This window comes from Streptomyces sp. NPDC026377, assembly GCF_055567715.1.
The window spans coordinates 202,785-220,092 of the sequence record NZ_JBVHPV010000004.1 but is presented as its reverse complement, the minus strand read 5'-3'; the positions used below and the strand labels follow the sequence as shown (position 1 = coordinate 220,092).

The following is a 17,308-nucleotide window of genomic DNA, read 5'->3' as shown; positions in this document are numbered from 1 at the left end:
GGAATTGTCCACCCTGGGCGGTCAGTTCGGGGTGGTTCGCGGCACTTTCGTGAAAAGCTCAGCCGCCCGGGTGGTGGCACAGCGTGTCGGCGAGGAGCCCGGCGAGTTCCACGAGGTCGGTGCCGGCCAGGCGGGGGAGGGCGCAGCCGGACAGGGTGCGGCAGGCGTCCAGCCACGGGGCGGGGATCGCGGCGATGCCGCCGAGCGCGCCGGTGAGGGCTCCGGCGAGGGCGGGCGCCGAGTCCGCGACCCGGGACAGACAGGCGGCGGCCGGGACCGCCGCGGCCACGGTGCCGCGCGAGGCGAGGGTCAGGGCGAGGGCGACGGGGACGGTCTCGGCGGCGGCGATCCCGTAGCTGTAGACATGGTCCACGATCTGGTGCTCCAGGAGCGGGACCAGGGCGAACGCGCCCGCGGTGTCGTCGGCGAAGTCGTGCGCGAGTTTGACGGCGTGGCGGGCGTTGCGGCCGATCTCGGTGTCGGGCGGGAGCTGGTCGAGGGCGGCGTCCACGGCGTCCTCGGTGGTGGCGCCGCCGAGGGCCGCCGCGACGGCGGCGGCGACGGCCCGGGCGCCGTGCACGCCGTCGCCGTCCTGGGTGTAGCGGGCGTCGAACTCGGCCAGTTCGGCGGCCTCCCGGGGCGCGCCGGGGTGGACCACGGCGAGGACGGCGGCGCGTACGCAGGCGGCGTCGTCGAAGTAGTGGGGGTTGTCGTGGCCGGTGGCGGGCGGGCGCAGACCGGTGGCGAGGTTGCCGAGGCCCGCCCGTACGGAGATGCGGGCGCGCAGGGGGAGCACCGCGGACTCGACCTCGGGGGCGCGCTCGGCGGCGGCGGCGACCTCGGCGGCGAGCAGGTTCCAGGCGCGGTCCACCGCGGCGCGGACGCGGCGGGCCGCGGGGAGGTGGGCGAGCAGCGGCTCGGCGGCGGTCAGGACGCTCTCGGCGGCGAACGCGGCCCACTCGGCGTCGTCCGAGGGGCCCAGGCGCAGGGGTTCGGGGGGCTGGTTGAGGGCGATGGGGACCGGGAGGGTGGTGGTGGCGTTCTGTTCGGCGAAGGTGTCGAGTTCGCGGGTGAGCCGCCGGGTCCACTCGGGCATCCGGGCGGCGCGGTGCCGCGCGGCGGGCCACCCGGCGGCGTCACCGGCGGCCAGCCCGAGCAGGAGGCCCTGGACGCGGGTACGCGCCGGAGACCCGGGAACCCCGAGCCCGCCCTGGCACACCGCCCGGCCCGGCTCGCTCGCCTGAGCCCCCTGCCGCCCGCCACGCGTCGCCCCCCCGCCCCCGCCGGACCCCTCCTCGTCCCGGTAGATCTCCATCACGCGCCCTCCTCCGGGTCCGGTGTCAGCAGGTCCGCGATGTCCAGGACGTGGTGGCCGCGCATCTCGGGGAGGCAGCTGCCGCGGACCGGGCCGATCCGGGTGGACCAGGCGGCGGGGATCGCGGCGGCGCCGCCGTACGCCCCGGCCAGGGCGCCCGCCACCGCCGCCGTCGTGTCCGCGTCGCGGCCCATGTTGACGGCGGTGAGGACCGAGGCGGTGAAGTCGCCCCGGGCCGTGGCGAAGGCGCCGAAGGCGAGGGCGACCGCTTCGGGGGCCAGGTCCGTCCAGGGGTAGCCGCCGATCACCACCGCCGAGCGGACCGCGCGCTCGCCCTGGTGGGCCACGGCCACCGCGCGGCGCAGCGAGCGCGCGGTCCAGGAGTCCATCGGGATCACCGAGAGGGCCGCGGCGATGACGGAGGTGAGGTCCGCGCCCGCCATCGCCACCGCGACGCCCGCCGCCACCGCCTGGCCGCCGTAGATCCCCTCGCCCTCGTGGCTGACGCAGCCGTCGATCGCCACCAGCCGCGCCGCTTCTCTCGGCGCGCCCGCGGCGAAGACGCCGAAGGGGGCCGCCCGCATGGCGAGGCCGTCGCTCCAGGCGTGGCGGTGCTGGGCCGAGATGGGGGCGGCCAGGCCCCGGCGCAGGTTCTCCAGGGTGCCCCGCTCGCTGAAGCCCGCGCCGCGGAACGGGCCCTCGTCGCGGTCGGCGATCCAGTGGTGCCAGGCGTGTTCGACATGGGTGACGGTGAGCGCGGACCCGTGCCGGGCGAGCAGCAGCCCGGAGAAGATCGCGTACTCGGTGTCGTCCGTGCCCGCCGGGTCCTCGCGGACGAATCCCTCGATCCGGCCCCAGCGGCGCCGGATCTCCGAGGGTTTGAGGTTCTCGGCCGGGGCCCCGAGCGCGTCCCCGACCGCGAGGCCCAGCAGCGCGCCCCTGGCTCGCTCGCGGATGGCCTCGGCTGTTCCCGGGCCGCTGGCGATCAACTCCATGGGAGGGCCTTTCGCGTCGCCTGATCCTTCGCTTGATCTCTGCCACACGGAACGACCCGGGAGTCCAACCGTCACACCAATGCCCACATGTGTGCATGTGTGGCCACGCATGAGCGAAACACAGCTCTGACCTGGGTAAGTACGGCCTGCCTTGCTAGCGCGGGACTTACATCGCGCGTACTTTCGACCCCGAAGAGGCGACGAGGGGAGCGGACGCACGGTCCGCCGCCGCAACGCAAGGGGAGAGCTGTGTCCGTCATCGACACCCACGCCACGCTGCACGAGGCGCACCGGGACAACCACACCCACCGGGACGTGAACGGCGGATGGCTGCGTCCGGCCGTCTTCGGCGCGATGGACGGGCTCGTCTCCAACCTCGCCCTGATGACCGGTGTCGCGGGCGGCGCCGTCTCGCAGCACACCATCATCGTCACCGGCCTCGCGGGGCTGGCCGCCGGGGCGTTCTCCATGGCGGCCGGCGAGTACACCTCGGTCGCCTCGCAGCGTGAGCTCGTCGAGGCCGAACTCGACGTGGAGCGCCAGCAGTTGCGCAGGCACCCGGTGGACGAGATGGAGGAGCTGGCCGAGCTGTACGTGTCGCGCGGCGTCGAGCCCGCGCTCGCCCGCGAGGTCGCCATGCAGCTCTCCCGCGACCCCGAGCAGGCGCTGGAGATCCACGCCCGCGAGGAGCTCGGCATCGACCCGGACGACCTGCCCTCGCCCGCCGTCGCGGCCGTCTCGTCCTTCGGCTCGTTCGCGCTGGGCGCGATCCTGCCCGTACTGCCGTATCTGCTCGGGGCCAGTGCCCTGTGGCCCGCCGTGCTGCTCGCGCTGGTCGGCCTCTTCGCCTGCGGCGCCGTGGTCGCCAAGGTCACCGCGCGCTCGTGGTGGTTCAGCGGGGTGCGCCAGCTCGCCCTCGGCGGCGCGGCGGCGGCCCTCACCTTCGGCCTCGGCTCGCTCTTCGGCACCGCGGTCGGCTGACCGGCGGGCCGGTTTGCGGCCCGCCCGCCCCGCCGCCACCGCAAGGCCCGTCCGGACGTCTCCCCGTCCGGGCGGGCCTTCGCCGTGCGCGCGGACGGATCGCGGGCCACCATGTGACCTACGTCCTGCTCGGGAAGGCCCCGAGGCCCGTAGGATGCGGGACTATGCAGGGCGCCACATAAGTAATCGTTACTCCACGGTTTCGTGGCATCCGTGGACGGGCATAGGCCGGACACACTCCGCCGCCGCAGGCAACGAAGCCTGCCCCGGGCGGCACGGCGAGCGCCGTCGAGTGTCCGCATGCTGGAATGGGCTATCCGGTTCCCGAGATCCGACCCATCATGTAACCTGCACGAAATTTCGCAGAGGGCCAACGTCGTCCCTCGGCACTGAACATGCCACGACGACGACGGGAGAGCCGATGCGTTCCGACGCCTGGTCGCCCATGGACGGTCGACCCGCCCCGCAGGGGCTGTACGACCCCCGTAACGAACACGACGCCTGTGGAGTCGGGTTCGTGGCCACCCTGACCGGTGTGGCCAGCCATGAGCTGGTCGAGCAGGCGCTGACCGTACTGCGCAATCTCGAACACCGTGGTGCCACCGGCTCCGAGCCGGACTCCGGCGACGGCGCCGGAATCCTGCTCCAGGTCCCGGACGCGTTCCTGCGCGAGGCCGCCCCCTTCGAGCTGCCCGAGGCCGGTGCGTACGCCGTCGGCATCGCCTTCCTGCCCCTGGACGACAGCGCCGCCGCCGTGGCGCGGATCGAGGCCATCGCCGCCGAGGAGGACCTGGACGTCCTCGGCTGGCGCGAGGTGCCCGTCACGCCCGAGCTGCTCGGCAACGGCGCCCGCGCCACCATGCCCGCCTTCCGGCAGATCTTCGTGGCCGACGGGACGAGCACCGGCATCGCCCTGGACCGCAAGGCCTTCGTGCTGCGCAAGCGCGCCGAGCGCGAGGCCGGGGTGTACTTCCCCTCGCTCTCCGCCCGGACGATCGTCTACAAGGGCATGCTCACCACCGGACAGCTGGAGCCGTTCTTCCCGGACCTCTCCGACCGCCGGTTCGCCACCGCCGTCGCGCTGGTCCACTCGCGCTTCTCGACGAACACCTTCCCCAGCTGGCCGCTGGCCCACCCGTACCGCTTCGTCGCCCACAACGGCGAGATCAACACGGTCAAGGGCAACCGCAACTGGATGGTGGCCCGCGAGTCGCAGCTCGTCACCGACGTGTTCGGCGGCGACGGCAAGGACCTCGCGCGGATCTTCCCGGTCTGCACGCCGGACGCCTCCGACTCCGCCTCCTTCGACGAGGTGCTCGAACTCCTCCACCTCGGCGGTCGCTCGCTGCCGCACTCCGTGCTGATGATGGTCCCCGAGGCGTGGGAGAACCACGACTCGATGGACCCGGCCCGGCGCGCCTTCTACCAGTACCACTCCACGATGATGGAGCCCTGGGACGGCCCGGCCTGCGTCACCTTCACCGACGGCGTCCAGGTCGGCGCGGTCCTGGACCGCAACGGACTGCGCCCCGGCCGCTACTGGGTCACCGACGACGGCCTGGTCGTGCTCTCCTCCGAGGTCGGCGTCCTGGACATCGACCCCGCCAAGGTCGTCCGCAAGGGCCGCCTCCAGCCCGGCAGGATGTTCCTCGTCGACACCGCCGAGCACCGGATCATCGAGGACGACGAGATCAAGGCGGGCCTGGCCGCCGAGGCCCCGTACGCCGAGTGGCTGGAGGCCGGCGAGATCGAGCTGGAGGACCTGCCCGAGCGCGAGCACATCGTGCACACGCACGCCTCGGTCACCCGCCGCCAGCAGACCTTCGGCTACACCGAGGAGGAGCTGCGCGTCATCCTCGCGCCGATGGCCCGCACCGGCGGCGAGCCGCTCGGCTCGATGGGCACCGACTCCCCGATCGCGGCCCTCTCCGAGCGCCCCCGGCTGCTCTTCGACTACTTCACCCAGCTGTTCGCGCAGGTCACCAACCCGCCGCTGGACGCCATCCGCGAGGAGCTCGTCACCTCGCTGCGCTCCTCGCTGGGCCCGCAGGGCAACCTGCTCGACCCGACCGCCGCGTCCTGCCGCTCCGTCACACTGCCGTTCCCGGTGATCGACAACGACGAGCTGGCGAAGCTGATACACATCAACGCCGACGGCGACATGCCGGGGATGAAGGCCGCCACGCTCTCCGGCCTCTACCGCGTCTCCGGCGGCGGCGCGGCCCTGGCCGAGCGCATCGAGGCCATCCGTGCCGAGGCCGACGCCGCCATCGAGAACGGCGCCCGCCTCATCGTCCTGTCCGACCGGCACTCCGACGCCGAGCACGCGCCGATCCCGTCGCTGCTGCTCACCTCGGCCGTCCACCACCACCTCATCCGCACCAAGCAGCGCACCCAGGTGGGGCTGCTCGTCGAGGCCGGCGATGTGCGCGAGGTGCACCACGTCGCCCTGCTCATCGGGTACGGCGCCGCCGCCGTCAACCCGTACCTGGCGATGGAGTCCGTCGAGGACCTGGTCCGCGCGGGCACCTTCATCGAGGGCCTGGAGCCCGAGCAGGCCATCCGCAACCTGATCTACGCCCTCGGCAAGGGCGTCCTGAAGGTCATGTCCAAGATGGGCATCTCGACCGTCGCCTCCTACCGGGGCGCCCAGGTCTTCGAGGCCGTGGGCCTGGCCGAGGAGTTCGTCGGGACGTACTTCAGCGGCACCGCCAGCAAGATTGGCGGCGCCGGGATCGACGTCATCGCCAAGGAGGTCGCCGCCCGGCACGCCAAGGCCTACCCGGCCTCCGGCATCGCGGCCACCCACCGCGCGCTGGAGATCGGCGGCGAGTACCAGTGGCGCCGCGAGGGCGAGCCGCACCTGTTCGACCCGGAGACGGTCTTCCGCCTCCAGCATGCCACCCGCGGCCGCCGGTACGACATCTTCAAGAAGTACACCGAGCGCGTGAACGAGCAGTCCGAGCGCCTGATGACGCTGCGCGGGCTCTTCGGCTTCTCCTCCGACCGCCCCTCGATCCCCATCGAGGAGGTCGAGCCGGTCTCCGAGATCGTCAAGCGCTTCTCCACCGGCGCCATGTCCTACGGCTCGATCTCGCGCGAGGCGCACGAGACGCTCGCCATCGCCATGAACCAGCTGGGGGCGAAGTCCAACACCGGTGAGGGCGGCGAGGACGCGGACCGCCTGTACGATCCGGCGCGCCGCTCCTCCATCAAGCAGGTCGCCTCCGGCCGCTTCGGTGTCACCAGCGAGTACCTGGTCAACGCGGACGACATCCAGATCAAGATGGCCCAGGGCGCCAAGCCCGGCGAGGGCGGCCAGCTGCCCGGCCACAAGGTCTACCCGTGGGTCGCCAAGACCCGGCACTCCACCCCGGGTGTCGGTCTGATCTCGCCGCCGCCGCACCACGACATCTACTCCATCGAGGACCTGGCTCAGCTGATCCACGACCTCAAGAACGCCAACCCGGCCGCGCGCATCCATGTGAAGCTCGTGTCCGAGGTCGGTGTCGGCACGGTCGCCGCCGGTGTCTCCAAGGCGCACGCGGACGTCGTCCTCATCTCCGGCCACGACGGCGGAACGGGCGCCTCCCCGCTGACCTCCCTGAAGCACGCGGGCGGCCCCTGGGAGCTCGGCCTCGCCGAGACCCAGCAGACGCTGCTGCTGAACGGCCTGCGCGACCGGATCGTGGTGCAGACCGACGGCCAGCTCAAGACCGGCCGCGACGTCGTCATCGCGGCGCTGCTCGGCGCCGAGGAGTTCGGCTTCGCGACCGCCCCGCTCGTCGTCTCCGGCTGCGTCATGATGCGCGTCTGCCACCTGGACACCTGCCCGGTGGGCATCGCCACCCAGAACCCGGTGCTGCGGGACCGTTTCTCCGGCAAGCCCGAGTTCGTCGTCAACTTCTTCGAGTTCATCGCCGAGGAGGTCCGCGAGCTCCTCGCCGAGCTGGGCTTCCGCACGATCGAGGAGGCCGTCGGCCACGCCGAGCTCCTCGACACCAGCCGCGCGGTGCGCCACTGGAAGACCCAGGGCCTGGACCTGGACGCGCTCTTCCACGTGCCCGAGCTGCCCGAGGGCGCGGTGCGCCACGCGGTGATCGCCCAGGACCACGGTCTGGAGAAGGCGCTCGACAACGAGCTCATCGAGCTCGCCGCCGACGCGCTGGGCGCGGCCACCGCCGAGGCCGCCCAGCCGGTCCGCGCCCAGGTCGCGATCCGCAACATCAACCGGACCGTCGGCACCATGCTGGGCCACGAGGTGACCAGGAAGTTCGGTGGCGCGGGCCTGCCCGACGACACCATCGACATCACCTTCACCGGCTCGGCGGGCCAGTCCTTCGGCGCCTTCGTGCCCCGGGGCGTCACCCTGCGCCTGGAGGGCGACGCCAACGACTACGTCGGCAAGGGCCTCTCCGGCGGCCGTGTGATCGTCCGCCCCGACCGGGGCGCCGACCACCTCGCCGAGTACTCCACCATCGCGGGCAACACCATCGCGTACGGCGCTACCGGCGGCGAGCTGTTCCTGCGCGGCCGTACCGGCGAGCGGTTCTGCGTCCGCAACTCCGGCGCCCTGGTGGTCTCGGAGGGCGTGGGCGACCACGGCTGCGAGTACATGACCGGCGGCCACGCGGTGGTCCTGGGCGAGACCGGACGCAACTTCGCGGCCGGCATGTCCGGCGGCGTCGCGTACGTGATCGACCTCGACCCGAACCACGTCAACGCCGGCAACCTCGCGGCGGTCGAGGCGCTCACCGAGGCCGACGAGCAGTGGCTGCACGACGTCGTGCGCCGCCACCAGGAGGAGACCGGCTCCACGGTCGCCGAGAAGCTGCTCGCCGACTGGCCGGCCGCCGTCCGGCGCTTCAGCAAGATCATCCCGTCCACGTACAAGGCAGTGCTCGCCGCCAAGGAAGCCGCTGAGCTCGCCGGTCTCTCCGAGCAGGAGACCACCGAGAAGATGATGGAGGCGGCGACCAATGGCTGACCCCAAGGGCTTTCTCACCACCGGTCGCGAGGTCGCCAGGACCCGCCCCGTGGCCGAGCGCGTCAAGGACTGGAACGAGGTCTACGTTCCCGGCTCGCTGCTGCCGATCATCAGCAAGCAGGCCGGGCGCTGCATGGACTGCGGCATCCCGTTCTGCCACAACGGCTGTCCGCTGGGGAACCTGATCCCCGAGTGGAACGACTACGCCTACCGCGAGGACTGGTCGGCGGCGTCCGAGCGGCTGCACGCCACCAACAACTTCCCGGAGTTCACCGGGCGGCTGTGCCCGGCCCCCTGCGAGTCGGCGTGCGTGCTCGGCATCAACCAGCCGGCCGTCACCATCAAGAACGTCGAAGTCTCCATCATCGACAAGGCGTGGGACAGCGGCGACGTCACCCCGCAGCCGCCGGAGCGCCTCTCCGGCAAGACCGTGGCGGTCATCGGCTCGGGCCCGGCGGGCCTCGCCGCCGCCCAGCAGCTGACCCGGGCAGGACACACGGTGGCGGTGTACGAGCGCGCCGACCGCATCGGCGGTCTGCTGCGCTACGGCATCCCCGAGTTCAAGATGGAGAAGGTGCACATCAACCGCCGCATCGAGCAGATGCGCGCGGAGGGCACCAAGTTCCGCACCGAGGTCGAGGTCGGCCGTGACATCGACGCGGCGAAGCTGCGCAAGCGCTACGACGCGGTCGTCATCGCGGCCGGCGCCACGGTTTCGCGCGACCTGCCGGTGCCCGGCCGCGAGCTGAACGGCATCCACTTCGCCATGGAGTACCTGCCGCTGGCGAACAAGGTGCAGGAGGGTGACTTCGTGGCGCCCCCGCTGACCGCCGAGGGCAAGCACGTCGTCGTGATCGGCGGCGGCGACACCGGCGCGGACTGCGTGGGCACCGCCCACCGCCAGGGCGCGGCCTCGGTCACGCAGCTGGAAATCATGCCGCGGCCCGGGGACGAGCGGAACGCCAGCCAGCCCTGGCCGACCTTCCCGATGCTCTACAAGGTCACCTCGGCCCACGAGGAGGGCGGCGAGCGGGTCTACTCCGTCTCCACCACCCACTTCGAGGGCGACGAGGACGGCAACGTCCAGTTCCTGCACCTGACCGAGGTCGAGTTCATCGACGGCAGGCTCACCCCGAAGCCCGGCACCGAGCGGAAGATCCCCGCCCAGCTGGTCACCCTCGCCATGGGCTTCACCGGCACCGACCAGGCCAACGGCCTGGTGGCGCAGTTCGGCCTGGAGCTCGACGAGCGCGGCAACATCGCCCGCGACGCCGACTTCGCGACCAACGTCGACGGAGTGTACGTGGCCGGTGACGCCGGGCGCGGACAGTCCCTGATCGTGTGGGCGATCGCGGAGGGCCGTTCGGCAGCACGTGGTGTGGACCGGTACCTTACGGGGAGGAGCGAACTGCCCGCCCCGATCCGTCCGACGGACCGGGCCCTGACGGTCTGAGTCGCTCCACCCCAAAACGTTCCGTACAACGGTGTACGGGCTGCGCCGGACCGGGGGACACCCCCGGCCCCCCGCAGCGTGGCGCCTGCCCCACTGTCCCCGACCGGACGACTGGGCGGGCGCCGCGGCGCGTCACCCCTGCTCGCCCCCGGCCCGCAGCCCCCGGAACTCCACCCGGGCGTCCTCCGTGTACGCGCCCAGGGCGCCCCGCAGATACGGGCGTTCGGTGTCGGTGAAGTCGGCGAGGCCCGCCGTGTCCACGGCCACCCGCAACCGGCCGCCCCGCTGCTCGACCCGGACCGTGTACCAGGCGCCGACCGGGAAGGCCCGCTCGCCGGTGGCCAGGAAGCGCTGGCCGCCGGGGTAGGCGGGATCGCGTTTGCCCAGCTCCCAGCCGTTGGGCTTGAGAGTGATGTAGTAGAAGTGCTCCGGGTCGGTGTACCCCCAGACCAGCCAGGCCACCTCCCAGGTGTTCGGCGCGGGTCTGCGCAACTGCTCCACCGTGCGCATCCGGGCCTCGTAGCCCACGTTCCCGTACACCGCGCGACTCACCACCAGGCCCGCGTGGGTGGTGCCGGGGTCGGCGGCCGCGCGCGGCGCGAGCTCCAGGGCGTCGTCGTCCCCCGTGTTGACGCCGTGGCCGTTGAACACCGACTGCCAGCGGCCGTGCGCCGTACCGTCGGCCCACGGCTCGCGCGGCGCGGGGCCCCCGTCCCCCACGCATCTACTCAGGCCGAAGGCCCCGGCCGTCAGCAGGGCGGCGGCCAGGACCAGGGCGGTGGCCCGGCGTCGGCGGCCACCACGTCCGGCCGGTTGGGCCGGGCGCCGCAGCCGCGGGGCTGTCGTCATGCCGTCGAGTATGGCCCCGGTCCGCCGCCCGCGGGGGGCACAGGGAGCAAGGGGGCGGCGGCGCACGGGACCTCGGCCGCGAAGTCCTCCGCGAGCTGGGTCACGATCCGGGCGGTGGCGCCGCCGTCACCGTAGGGGTTGCCCGCCGTCGCCATCCGCCGGTACGCCTCGGGGTCGTCCAGGAGTGCTGCCGCCGCGCTCACGATCATCTCCGGATCGGTGCCGACGAGCCGGGCCGCACCCACCTCCACCGCCTCCGGCCGTTCGGTCGTGGTCCGCAGCACCAGGGCCGGCTTGCCCAGGCTCGGGGCCTCCTCCTGGATGCCGCCGGAGTCGGTCAGGACGAGGTCGCAGCCCGCCAGCGTGGCGGTGAAGTCCGGGTAGTCCAGCGGCTCGACCAGGGTGATGCCGGCCCGGCCGGTCAGCGGCAGCAGCGCGTCGCGCACCGCCGGGCTCTTGTGCAGCGGGATCACGATCTCCACGTCGCCCCGCTCGGCGAGCCGCCCCAGCGCCCGGCCCATCGCCCGCATCCGGGGGCCCTGGTTCTCCCGGCGGTGCAGGGTGACCAGGACGCGGCGCCGGGCGGTGCGGAACGCGCAGGTCCCGATCCCCTCGGCGAGCGTCCACTGGAGATTGTCGATGACGGTGTTGCCGGTGGTGAAGATCTGGCCCGCCGGGACGCCCTCGGCCCGCAGATGCCGGGCGGCGCGCTCGGTGGGGGCGAAGTGCCAGCGCGCGATCCGCCCGATCAGACTGCGGTTGAGCTCCTCGGGGAACGGGTTGTCCAGGACCCCGGTGCGCAGCCCCGCCTCCACGTGCGCCACCGGGACGCGCTCGTAGAAGGCGGCGAGCGCCCCGGCCAGCGCGGTCGTGGTGTCCCCCTGGACCACGACGAGGTCGGGCCGCTCCCTGCGCAGCAGTTGGCCGAGCCCCTCCACCAGGCGGGACGTCAGATCGGAGAGCTGCTGGCGGTTGCGCATGACGTCGAGGGCGTAGCGGACGTCGACGCCCAGCAGGCCCAGCATCTGGTGGAGCATCTCGCGGTGCTGGCCGGTGGTGACGACGACCGGCTCGAACTCGGTACCCGCGGCCAGCGCCCGGGCCAGCGGCGCGAGCTTGATCGCTTCGGGCCGGGTGCCGAGCACCAGCATGGCGCGCACGGGCACGCCGGATGAGAACGCGGACATGGGTCCCCCTAGGACAAGGACGAGCACGATGAGAGAGACGAGAGAGACGAGAGAGAGGAAGAGAAGGCCGAGGGGCGTACGGGGTCCGGCCCCGTCACCGTGTGCCGCTCAGGTGCGGGCGGTCTTCAGCCAGGTGCGCTTGCCGGTCGCCATCCGCCACAGCCCCCACCAGCCGGCCGCGAACCAGATGTAGCCGTAGAACACGAAGACGTGGGCCACCAGCACCGACCGCACCAGACCGAGCTCCCGCTCCCGCTTGGCGTAAACGAATCCGTAGGCGTACGCGGCGGTGAAGGAGAGCAGATACGGGCCGAGCAGCCACATCGGGGACACCAGGGCCCGGCCCGCCTCGACGGAGGCGAGCGCCGTGCCGCCGAGGGCGACCAGGAAGGACAGCGGCAGCAGCGAGGTGAGCAGGATCAGCACCGGGCTGGAGAGGTGGTACAGCAGATCGAGCGCGGGGCGCGTGGGGACCTCCCGCAGGATGAGCGGGACGAGGCCGGCCGACTGGAGGTGGCCCTGGAACCAGCGGGACCGCTGCCGCACCAGGCGCCGCAGCGAGAGGACGGCCTGCTGGGAGACCGAGGCCGTGGTGCAGTGCTGGGTGCCCCAGCCCTTGGCGATCAGCCGTACGCCGAGGTCCAGGTCCTCGGTGAGGCTGTCGCTCCAGGGGCCGCCGGGCCCCAGGGTGTGCAGCGCCGACAGCCGCATGAACTGCCCGTTGCCGCCCATGCCGACACTGCCGATGAAGCGGCGCGCGCTCTGGAAGACATCGCCGTAGACGACGAACTCCATGTCCTGGAGGCGGGCGAGCAGTCCGGTGGTCCGGTTGTACATCCGCACGCAGATCTGGGCGGCGCCGGTGCGGGGGTCGTCGAAGAACGGGTCGACGGCCTGCACGACATGGCCGTCCAGGCGCCCGTCCGCGTCGACCACGCAGACGATGACGTCGTCCGGGTCGTGCCCGTCGAGCACCCCGGACCCGGTCAGGAACCGTATGCCGTCGTTGAGCGCGGCGCCCTTGCCGCGCCGGGCGTCGGGCAGTTCGCGCCGGTGGAGCAGGACCCGGTCGCCGGCGGCCCGGGCGATCGCGGAGGTGCGGTCGTCGGAGGCGTCGTCGATGACGAGCGCCAGGAATTTCCCGGCCGGTAGCCCGGTGATCCGCGCGAGACTTTCGGCCAGTACCTGCTCTTCGTTGAGGCAGGCGAGGAGGAATACATAGAGCCGCTCTTTGCGCGGCCCTTTCCGGCGGGGTGCGCGGCGTCTGGAGAGAGCGAAGAGGCCGGTGTTGTAGCAGCCCGCCATCAGGATGATGGAAATGCTGGACCAGAGGAGCAGTTCGAGGATCATGTGCGCCGCCGGTGCCCGTGGGGCTGGTCCGCACCGGCGGTTTTCGAATTAATCCGCCATCGCATTCGAATTCTGATCGATATGAGGACGCAGGCGGTGACGCAGTAGAGAGCGAAGCCGGCCCCTGCCGTGGCCTGCAGAGCTTTGGCCAAAGGCAGGCCCGGCACGGCCTCGGGTGCGGCTGCCATCCCGGCCAGGGGCAGCACTGTGCCCCAGGCTGGCTTTCCGTACATGGGTCCCCCCCATTTGTTCACGCAGCAGGTCTCATGTCTCTGCGCGAGATGGCGAACGTAGCAGACGCCGACACCCTCGCGAGGGGGATGTTAAAACTTCATGGATCGTTTTTACCGAGCCCGGACGGCCGGGTTCCGGGGCGCCTTCGCCTATTGACAGGCTTTGTGGTCCACCAGAAGAATCATGGGCCTAATTCGGCCAGGTTTCACCGGCCCCGGAGAAACCGGGCCGGTGCGCGGCCGTTCCTCGGGGGAAGAGGGGGGAAAGCGGATCATGAAATCCGTGAGAAGAACACCCGGCGGGTGCCGTCGGCGGGGGCTGTCCCTGGTCCCGCTGCTGATCGCCGCCCTGCTGAGCACGGGCGTGGCGGCCGCCGCCGCCGCGCCGGACGTCAGGCCGCCGCGCTCGGAGCCGCTGGGCCCGGCCGCCAACCCGGGCGGGGCGGGGCTCGGGGAGTGGGCCAGGGCCCAGCTCGCGGCGGACGCGCAGCGCCGGGCGGCGCCGCGCAAGGCGCTGTCGGCGCCGCCACCGGGCGTGGGCCCGGTGACGGACACCGTACGGAGCCCGCTGTCGCTCGCCGCGCCGGAGTCCGCCTCGACGCTGGTGCTCTACGACGACACCGGCCCGTACGGCCACCTCGGTGAGCTGTACGCCATGGCGGCGGCGAACCTCGGCGGCCACTTCGGCGGCGTCACGGCCAGGCCGGTCGGGCAGTACACCGCGGGTCTGCTCGGCCAGTACACCGCCACGGTCTACCTGGGCTCCACCTACTACGGCGGCGGCGTCCCCGACGCCGTGCCGGCCGCGTTCTACCAGGACGTCCTGGCCGCCACCAGGCCGGTGACCTGGGTCGGGGACAACATCTGGAACATGGGCAACGCGGTGGGGGTGGCGCAGTTCACCCAGAAGTACGGCTGGGACCCCACCACGTCCTACTTCACGGACGCGAACGGCTCGGTGGGCAACGTCAGCCAGGTGACCTACGGCGGACAGACCCTGACCCGCAAGATCCCGGCGGGCCAGGACGGTGGCGTACTGCGCCCGAACATCCTCACCGGGGCGGGGTATCCGGCGGTCGCCCGGGTCGCGGAGGCGCTGGACGCGTCGACCGGGGCGACCTTCCCGTGGGCCGTGCGGTCCGCGAACCTCACCTACATCGGCGAGATCCCCTTCAGCTACGTTTCCGAAAGCGACCGGGTGATCGCGTACGAGGACATGCTGTTCGACGCCCTCGCCCCCGGGACCGCCGCCCGCCACCGGGCGATGTTCCGCCTGGAGGACATCAGCCCCGACTCCGACCCGGCGCAGCTGCGGGCGATGGCGGACTACCTCTACAGCCAGCACGTTCCGTACGGGATCAACGTCATTCCCGTCTACACGGACCCCAAGGGCGTCTACAGCAACGGTGTCGCGCAGACCGTGACGCTGGCGCAGCGGCCGCAGGTGGTCTCCGCGCTGAAGTACATGCTGGCGCGCGGCGCCGTGCTGATGGAGCACGGCTACACCCACCAGTACGGCACCACCGCCAACCCCTACACCGCGGTGACCGGCGACGACTTCGAGTTCTACCGGGCGCACGTGGACGCGTCCGACAACGTCGTCTACGACGGGCCGGTCGCGGAGGACTCGACGCCGTGGGCGCAGTCCCGGGTGACCTCCGGCCTCGCCGGCTTCGCCCAGGCCGGTCTGCCGCGCCCGCAGCTGTGGACGACCCCGCACTACGCGGGCTCCGCCACCGACTACCGCGTCTTCGCCCAGAACTACTCGGCCCGGCTGGAGCGGTCGCTCTACTTCGCCGGGACGCTCACCGCGGGCCCGGCGGACCCGAACCGGTTCATCGGCCAGTTCTTCCCGTACGTCGTCAACGACGTGTACGGAACGAAGGTGCTTCCCGAGAACATCGGGAACTATGAACCCGTGGCACAGAACAACCACCCCGCGCGGCTCCCCGCGGACCTCGTCGCCTCCGCCAGGGCCAACCTGGCGGTCCGGGACGGCTTCGCCAGCTTCTTCTACCACCCCTACTACCCGGTCCAGCCGCTGAAGGAGACGATCGACGGCATCAAGGCCCTCGGTTACACCTTCGTCAGCCCCGCGGCCCTGTGAGCGGCCCCACGAAGAAGGCGGTCGCGGCTCTGGCCGCGGCCGCCGCCCTCGTGCTCACCGGCTGCTCGGGGGAGCAGGACGGCGACCGGCCCCGGCCCAGCGGGTCGGGGCCGGGGCCCGGCTCCGCCGGGGACGGGCGGGTGCGGGGGATGACCCTGCCGTCGTGGTCGGCGGACGACTACGACAGCCCGCGCGCCGAGGCGTATCTGCGCGACATCGCGCACACCGGCGCGCGCTGGGTCGTCTTCACGCCCACCTGGTACCAGCGCACCACCCGCGACAGCGAGCAGCGCCCCACCGAGGAGACCGCGAGCGACGCGAGCCTGCGGCGGATCACCGCGCTCGCCCACCAAGCCGGGCTGAAGGTGATGCTGAAACCGCACGTCGACCTGGTGGACGGCGGCGACCGGGCCGGGATCCGCCCCGGCGACCGGGCGGCCTGGTTCACCTCGTACGAGAAGTTCATCACCCACTACGCGGCACTGGCGCACGAGACGGGGACCGAGCGGTTCGTGGTCGGCACCGAACTCGCCGGGGTGTCCGCCGACGCGGCTCCGTGGCGCCGGGTGATCGCGGCGGTCCGCGCCCGCTACCGGGAGCCCCTGACGTACGCGGCCAACTACGACGAGTACGCCCGGGTCCCCTTCTGGCCGGAGCTGGACGTCATCGGCATCGACGCCTACTGGCCGCTGGGCGACGCCCCCACGGCGGACGCGGCGCGGCTCGGCCGGGCCTGGCGGCCGGTGGCCGAGGAGCTGGCGGCCTTCGCCGGCCGGCAGGACCGCAGGATCCTCTTCACCGAGGCCGGCTACACCAGCCAGCGCGGCTCGACCACGGCGCCGTACTCCTGGACGGTCAGCAAACGCGCCGCCCCCGACGAACAGGCCGCCGGATACCGGGCGTTGCTCGACACCTTCACCGGCCGGGACTGGTGGGCCGGGGTGTGCTGGTGGATGTGGGACGACTGGCCGGACAGCGGGGAGACTCCGGCGAAGCTCGCGTACACCCCGCACGGGAAACCGGCGGAGGAGGTGCTGCGGTCGCACTGGGCGGCCTCGGGAGAGGGCTCCGCCGGGTAGACCCGGGCCCGTCCACGTCCTGGCACCGGCACCGGCACCGGCACATGACCGTCGCGGTGACGGAGTAATCCGGACAGAAGATGTCGGGTATCCGGGGTTTGCTGGGCGCATGGCACCGCAGACATACAGCTGGACGGAGTTCGAAGCGGCCGAGGCGCAGTTCGCCGACGCCGTGCGCGAGCGTTTCCTTCTCTACAAGCACCACGTCCTCGCGACCCTGCGCGCGGACGGCAGCCCCCGCGTCACCGGCCTGGAGGTCGAGATCCGGGGCGGCGAGCTGTGGCTCGGGATGATGCCGGGCTCACGCAAGGCACACGACCTGCGGCGCGATCCGCGCTTCGCGGTCCAGGCCAATCCGGGGCCGGACGCGGAGATGGCCGACGGGGACGTCCGGATCAGCGGGCGCGCGGTCGAGGTCGTCGACGCGGCGGAGCGCGCCCGGTACGCGGACGAGGTGCACCCGCCCGAGCCCTTCCTCCTCTTCCGTGCGGAGCTCACCGAGGTGGTCCACACGGGCATAGACAAGGGGGCGGAGGAGATCGTGCTGCGGGTGTGGCGCCCCGGCGCCGCCCTGCGCACCATCCGCCGGGGCGGCGGGACGGAGCCGCCTCGCGAGAGCGCGTAGGCGCTCCGCCGGGAGGGCGGGTTTTCGCCTGCGGATCGTGGTGGGTGCTCGCGCAGTTCCCCGCGCCCCCTTTGGGTCCGGAGTTCGTGTGCGGGTCGTGGTGGGTTGCTCGCGCAGTTCCCCGCGCCCCTGAGAATGCCGCTGCGC

General features: G+C 72.4%; 11 protein-coding genes. 6 read left to right on the top strand and 5 right to left on the bottom strand.

What is annotated here, in order from left to right; all coding sequences use genetic code 11:
• Nucleotides 1-58: 58 nt before the first annotated feature.
• Together ACZ4MU_RS11275 and ACZ4MU_RS11270 are read right to left on the bottom strand one after the other, a co-directional pair.
• Complete coding sequence (locus ACZ4MU_RS11275; RefSeq protein WP_467874039.1) at nt 59-1,315, bottom strand: ADP-ribosylglycohydrolase family protein; 1,257 nt, start codon at nt 1,313-1,315, stop codon at nt 59-61.
• A complete protein-coding gene (locus tag ACZ4MU_RS11270) occupies nt 1,315-2,310 on the bottom strand; it encodes an ADP-ribosylglycohydrolase family protein (RefSeq protein WP_467874036.1) in 996 nt (331 codons plus the stop codon). The genes ACZ4MU_RS11275 and ACZ4MU_RS11270 overlap by 1 nt, the downstream gene beginning before the upstream one ends.
• Before the next feature lie 249 nt (nt 2,311-2,559).
• On the opposite strand from ACZ4MU_RS11270, the gene ACZ4MU_RS11265 reads away from it, so the two are divergent.
• From ACZ4MU_RS11265 to ACZ4MU_RS11255, 3 genes are all read left to right on the top strand, one after another.
• Nucleotides 2,560-3,291, top strand: a complete 732-nt coding sequence (locus ACZ4MU_RS11265) for a VIT1/CCC1 transporter family protein (protein ID WP_467874033.1) — start codon at nt 2,560-2,562, stop codon at nt 3,289-3,291.
• Between the two features lie 421 nt (nt 3,292-3,712).
• Entirely contained in the window at nt 3,713-8,278 is a 4,566-nt protein-coding gene (gltB, locus tag ACZ4MU_RS11260) for a glutamate synthase large subunit (protein ID WP_467874030.1), read from the top strand.
• Complete coding sequence (locus ACZ4MU_RS11255; protein WP_467874027.1) at nt 8,271-9,731, top strand: glutamate synthase subunit beta; 1,461 nt, start codon at nt 8,271-8,273, stop codon at nt 9,729-9,731. Before gltB ends, ACZ4MU_RS11255 begins: the two co-directional genes overlap by 8 nt.
• 132 nt (nt 9,732-9,863) lie before the next feature.
• On the opposite strand, the gene ACZ4MU_RS11250 is transcribed toward ACZ4MU_RS11255, so the two are convergent.
• The 3 genes from ACZ4MU_RS11250 to ACZ4MU_RS11240 form a co-directional block, all read right to left on the bottom strand.
• On the bottom strand, nt 9,864-10,580 hold the full coding sequence (locus tag ACZ4MU_RS11250) for a LamG domain-containing protein (protein ID WP_467874024.1): 717 nt from the start codon (nt 10,578-10,580) through the stop codon (nt 9,864-9,866).
• The gene (gene wecB / locus ACZ4MU_RS11245; RefSeq protein WP_467874021.1) at nt 10,577-11,767 is read right to left on the bottom strand and encodes a non-hydrolyzing UDP-N-acetylglucosamine 2-epimerase; all 1,191 of its coding nucleotides are present in this window, start codon (nt 11,765-11,767) and stop codon (nt 10,577-10,579) included. Before wecB ends, ACZ4MU_RS11250 begins: the two co-directional genes overlap by 4 nt.
• A gap of 108 nt (nt 11,768-11,875) precedes the next feature.
• Nucleotides 11,876-13,117, bottom strand: coding sequence for a glycosyltransferase family 2 protein (locus tag ACZ4MU_RS11240; protein ID WP_467874018.1), 1,242 nt, complete (start codon nt 13,115-13,117; stop codon nt 11,876-11,878).
• A 507-nt stretch (nt 13,118-13,624) separates the two neighbouring features.
• Between ACZ4MU_RS11240 and ACZ4MU_RS11235 the strand changes: the two genes are divergently transcribed.
• From ACZ4MU_RS11235 to ACZ4MU_RS11225, 3 genes are all read left to right on the top strand, one after another.
• Complete coding sequence (locus ACZ4MU_RS11235; RefSeq protein ID WP_467874015.1) at nt 13,625-15,457, top strand: DUF2334 domain-containing protein; 1,833 nt, start codon at nt 13,625-13,627, stop codon at nt 15,455-15,457.
• Complete coding sequence (locus ACZ4MU_RS11230; RefSeq protein WP_467874012.1) at nt 15,454-16,536, top strand: glycoside hydrolase family 113; 1,083 nt, start codon at nt 15,454-15,456, stop codon at nt 16,534-16,536. The genes ACZ4MU_RS11235 and ACZ4MU_RS11230 overlap by 4 nt, the downstream gene beginning before the upstream one ends.
• A 109-nt stretch (nt 16,537-16,645) precedes the next feature.
• Nucleotides 16,646-17,161, top strand: coding sequence for a pyridoxamine 5'-phosphate oxidase family protein (locus ACZ4MU_RS11225; protein ID WP_467874008.1), 516 nt, complete (start codon nt 16,646-16,648; stop codon nt 17,159-17,161).
• Nucleotides 17,162-17,308 lie beyond the last annotated feature (147 nt).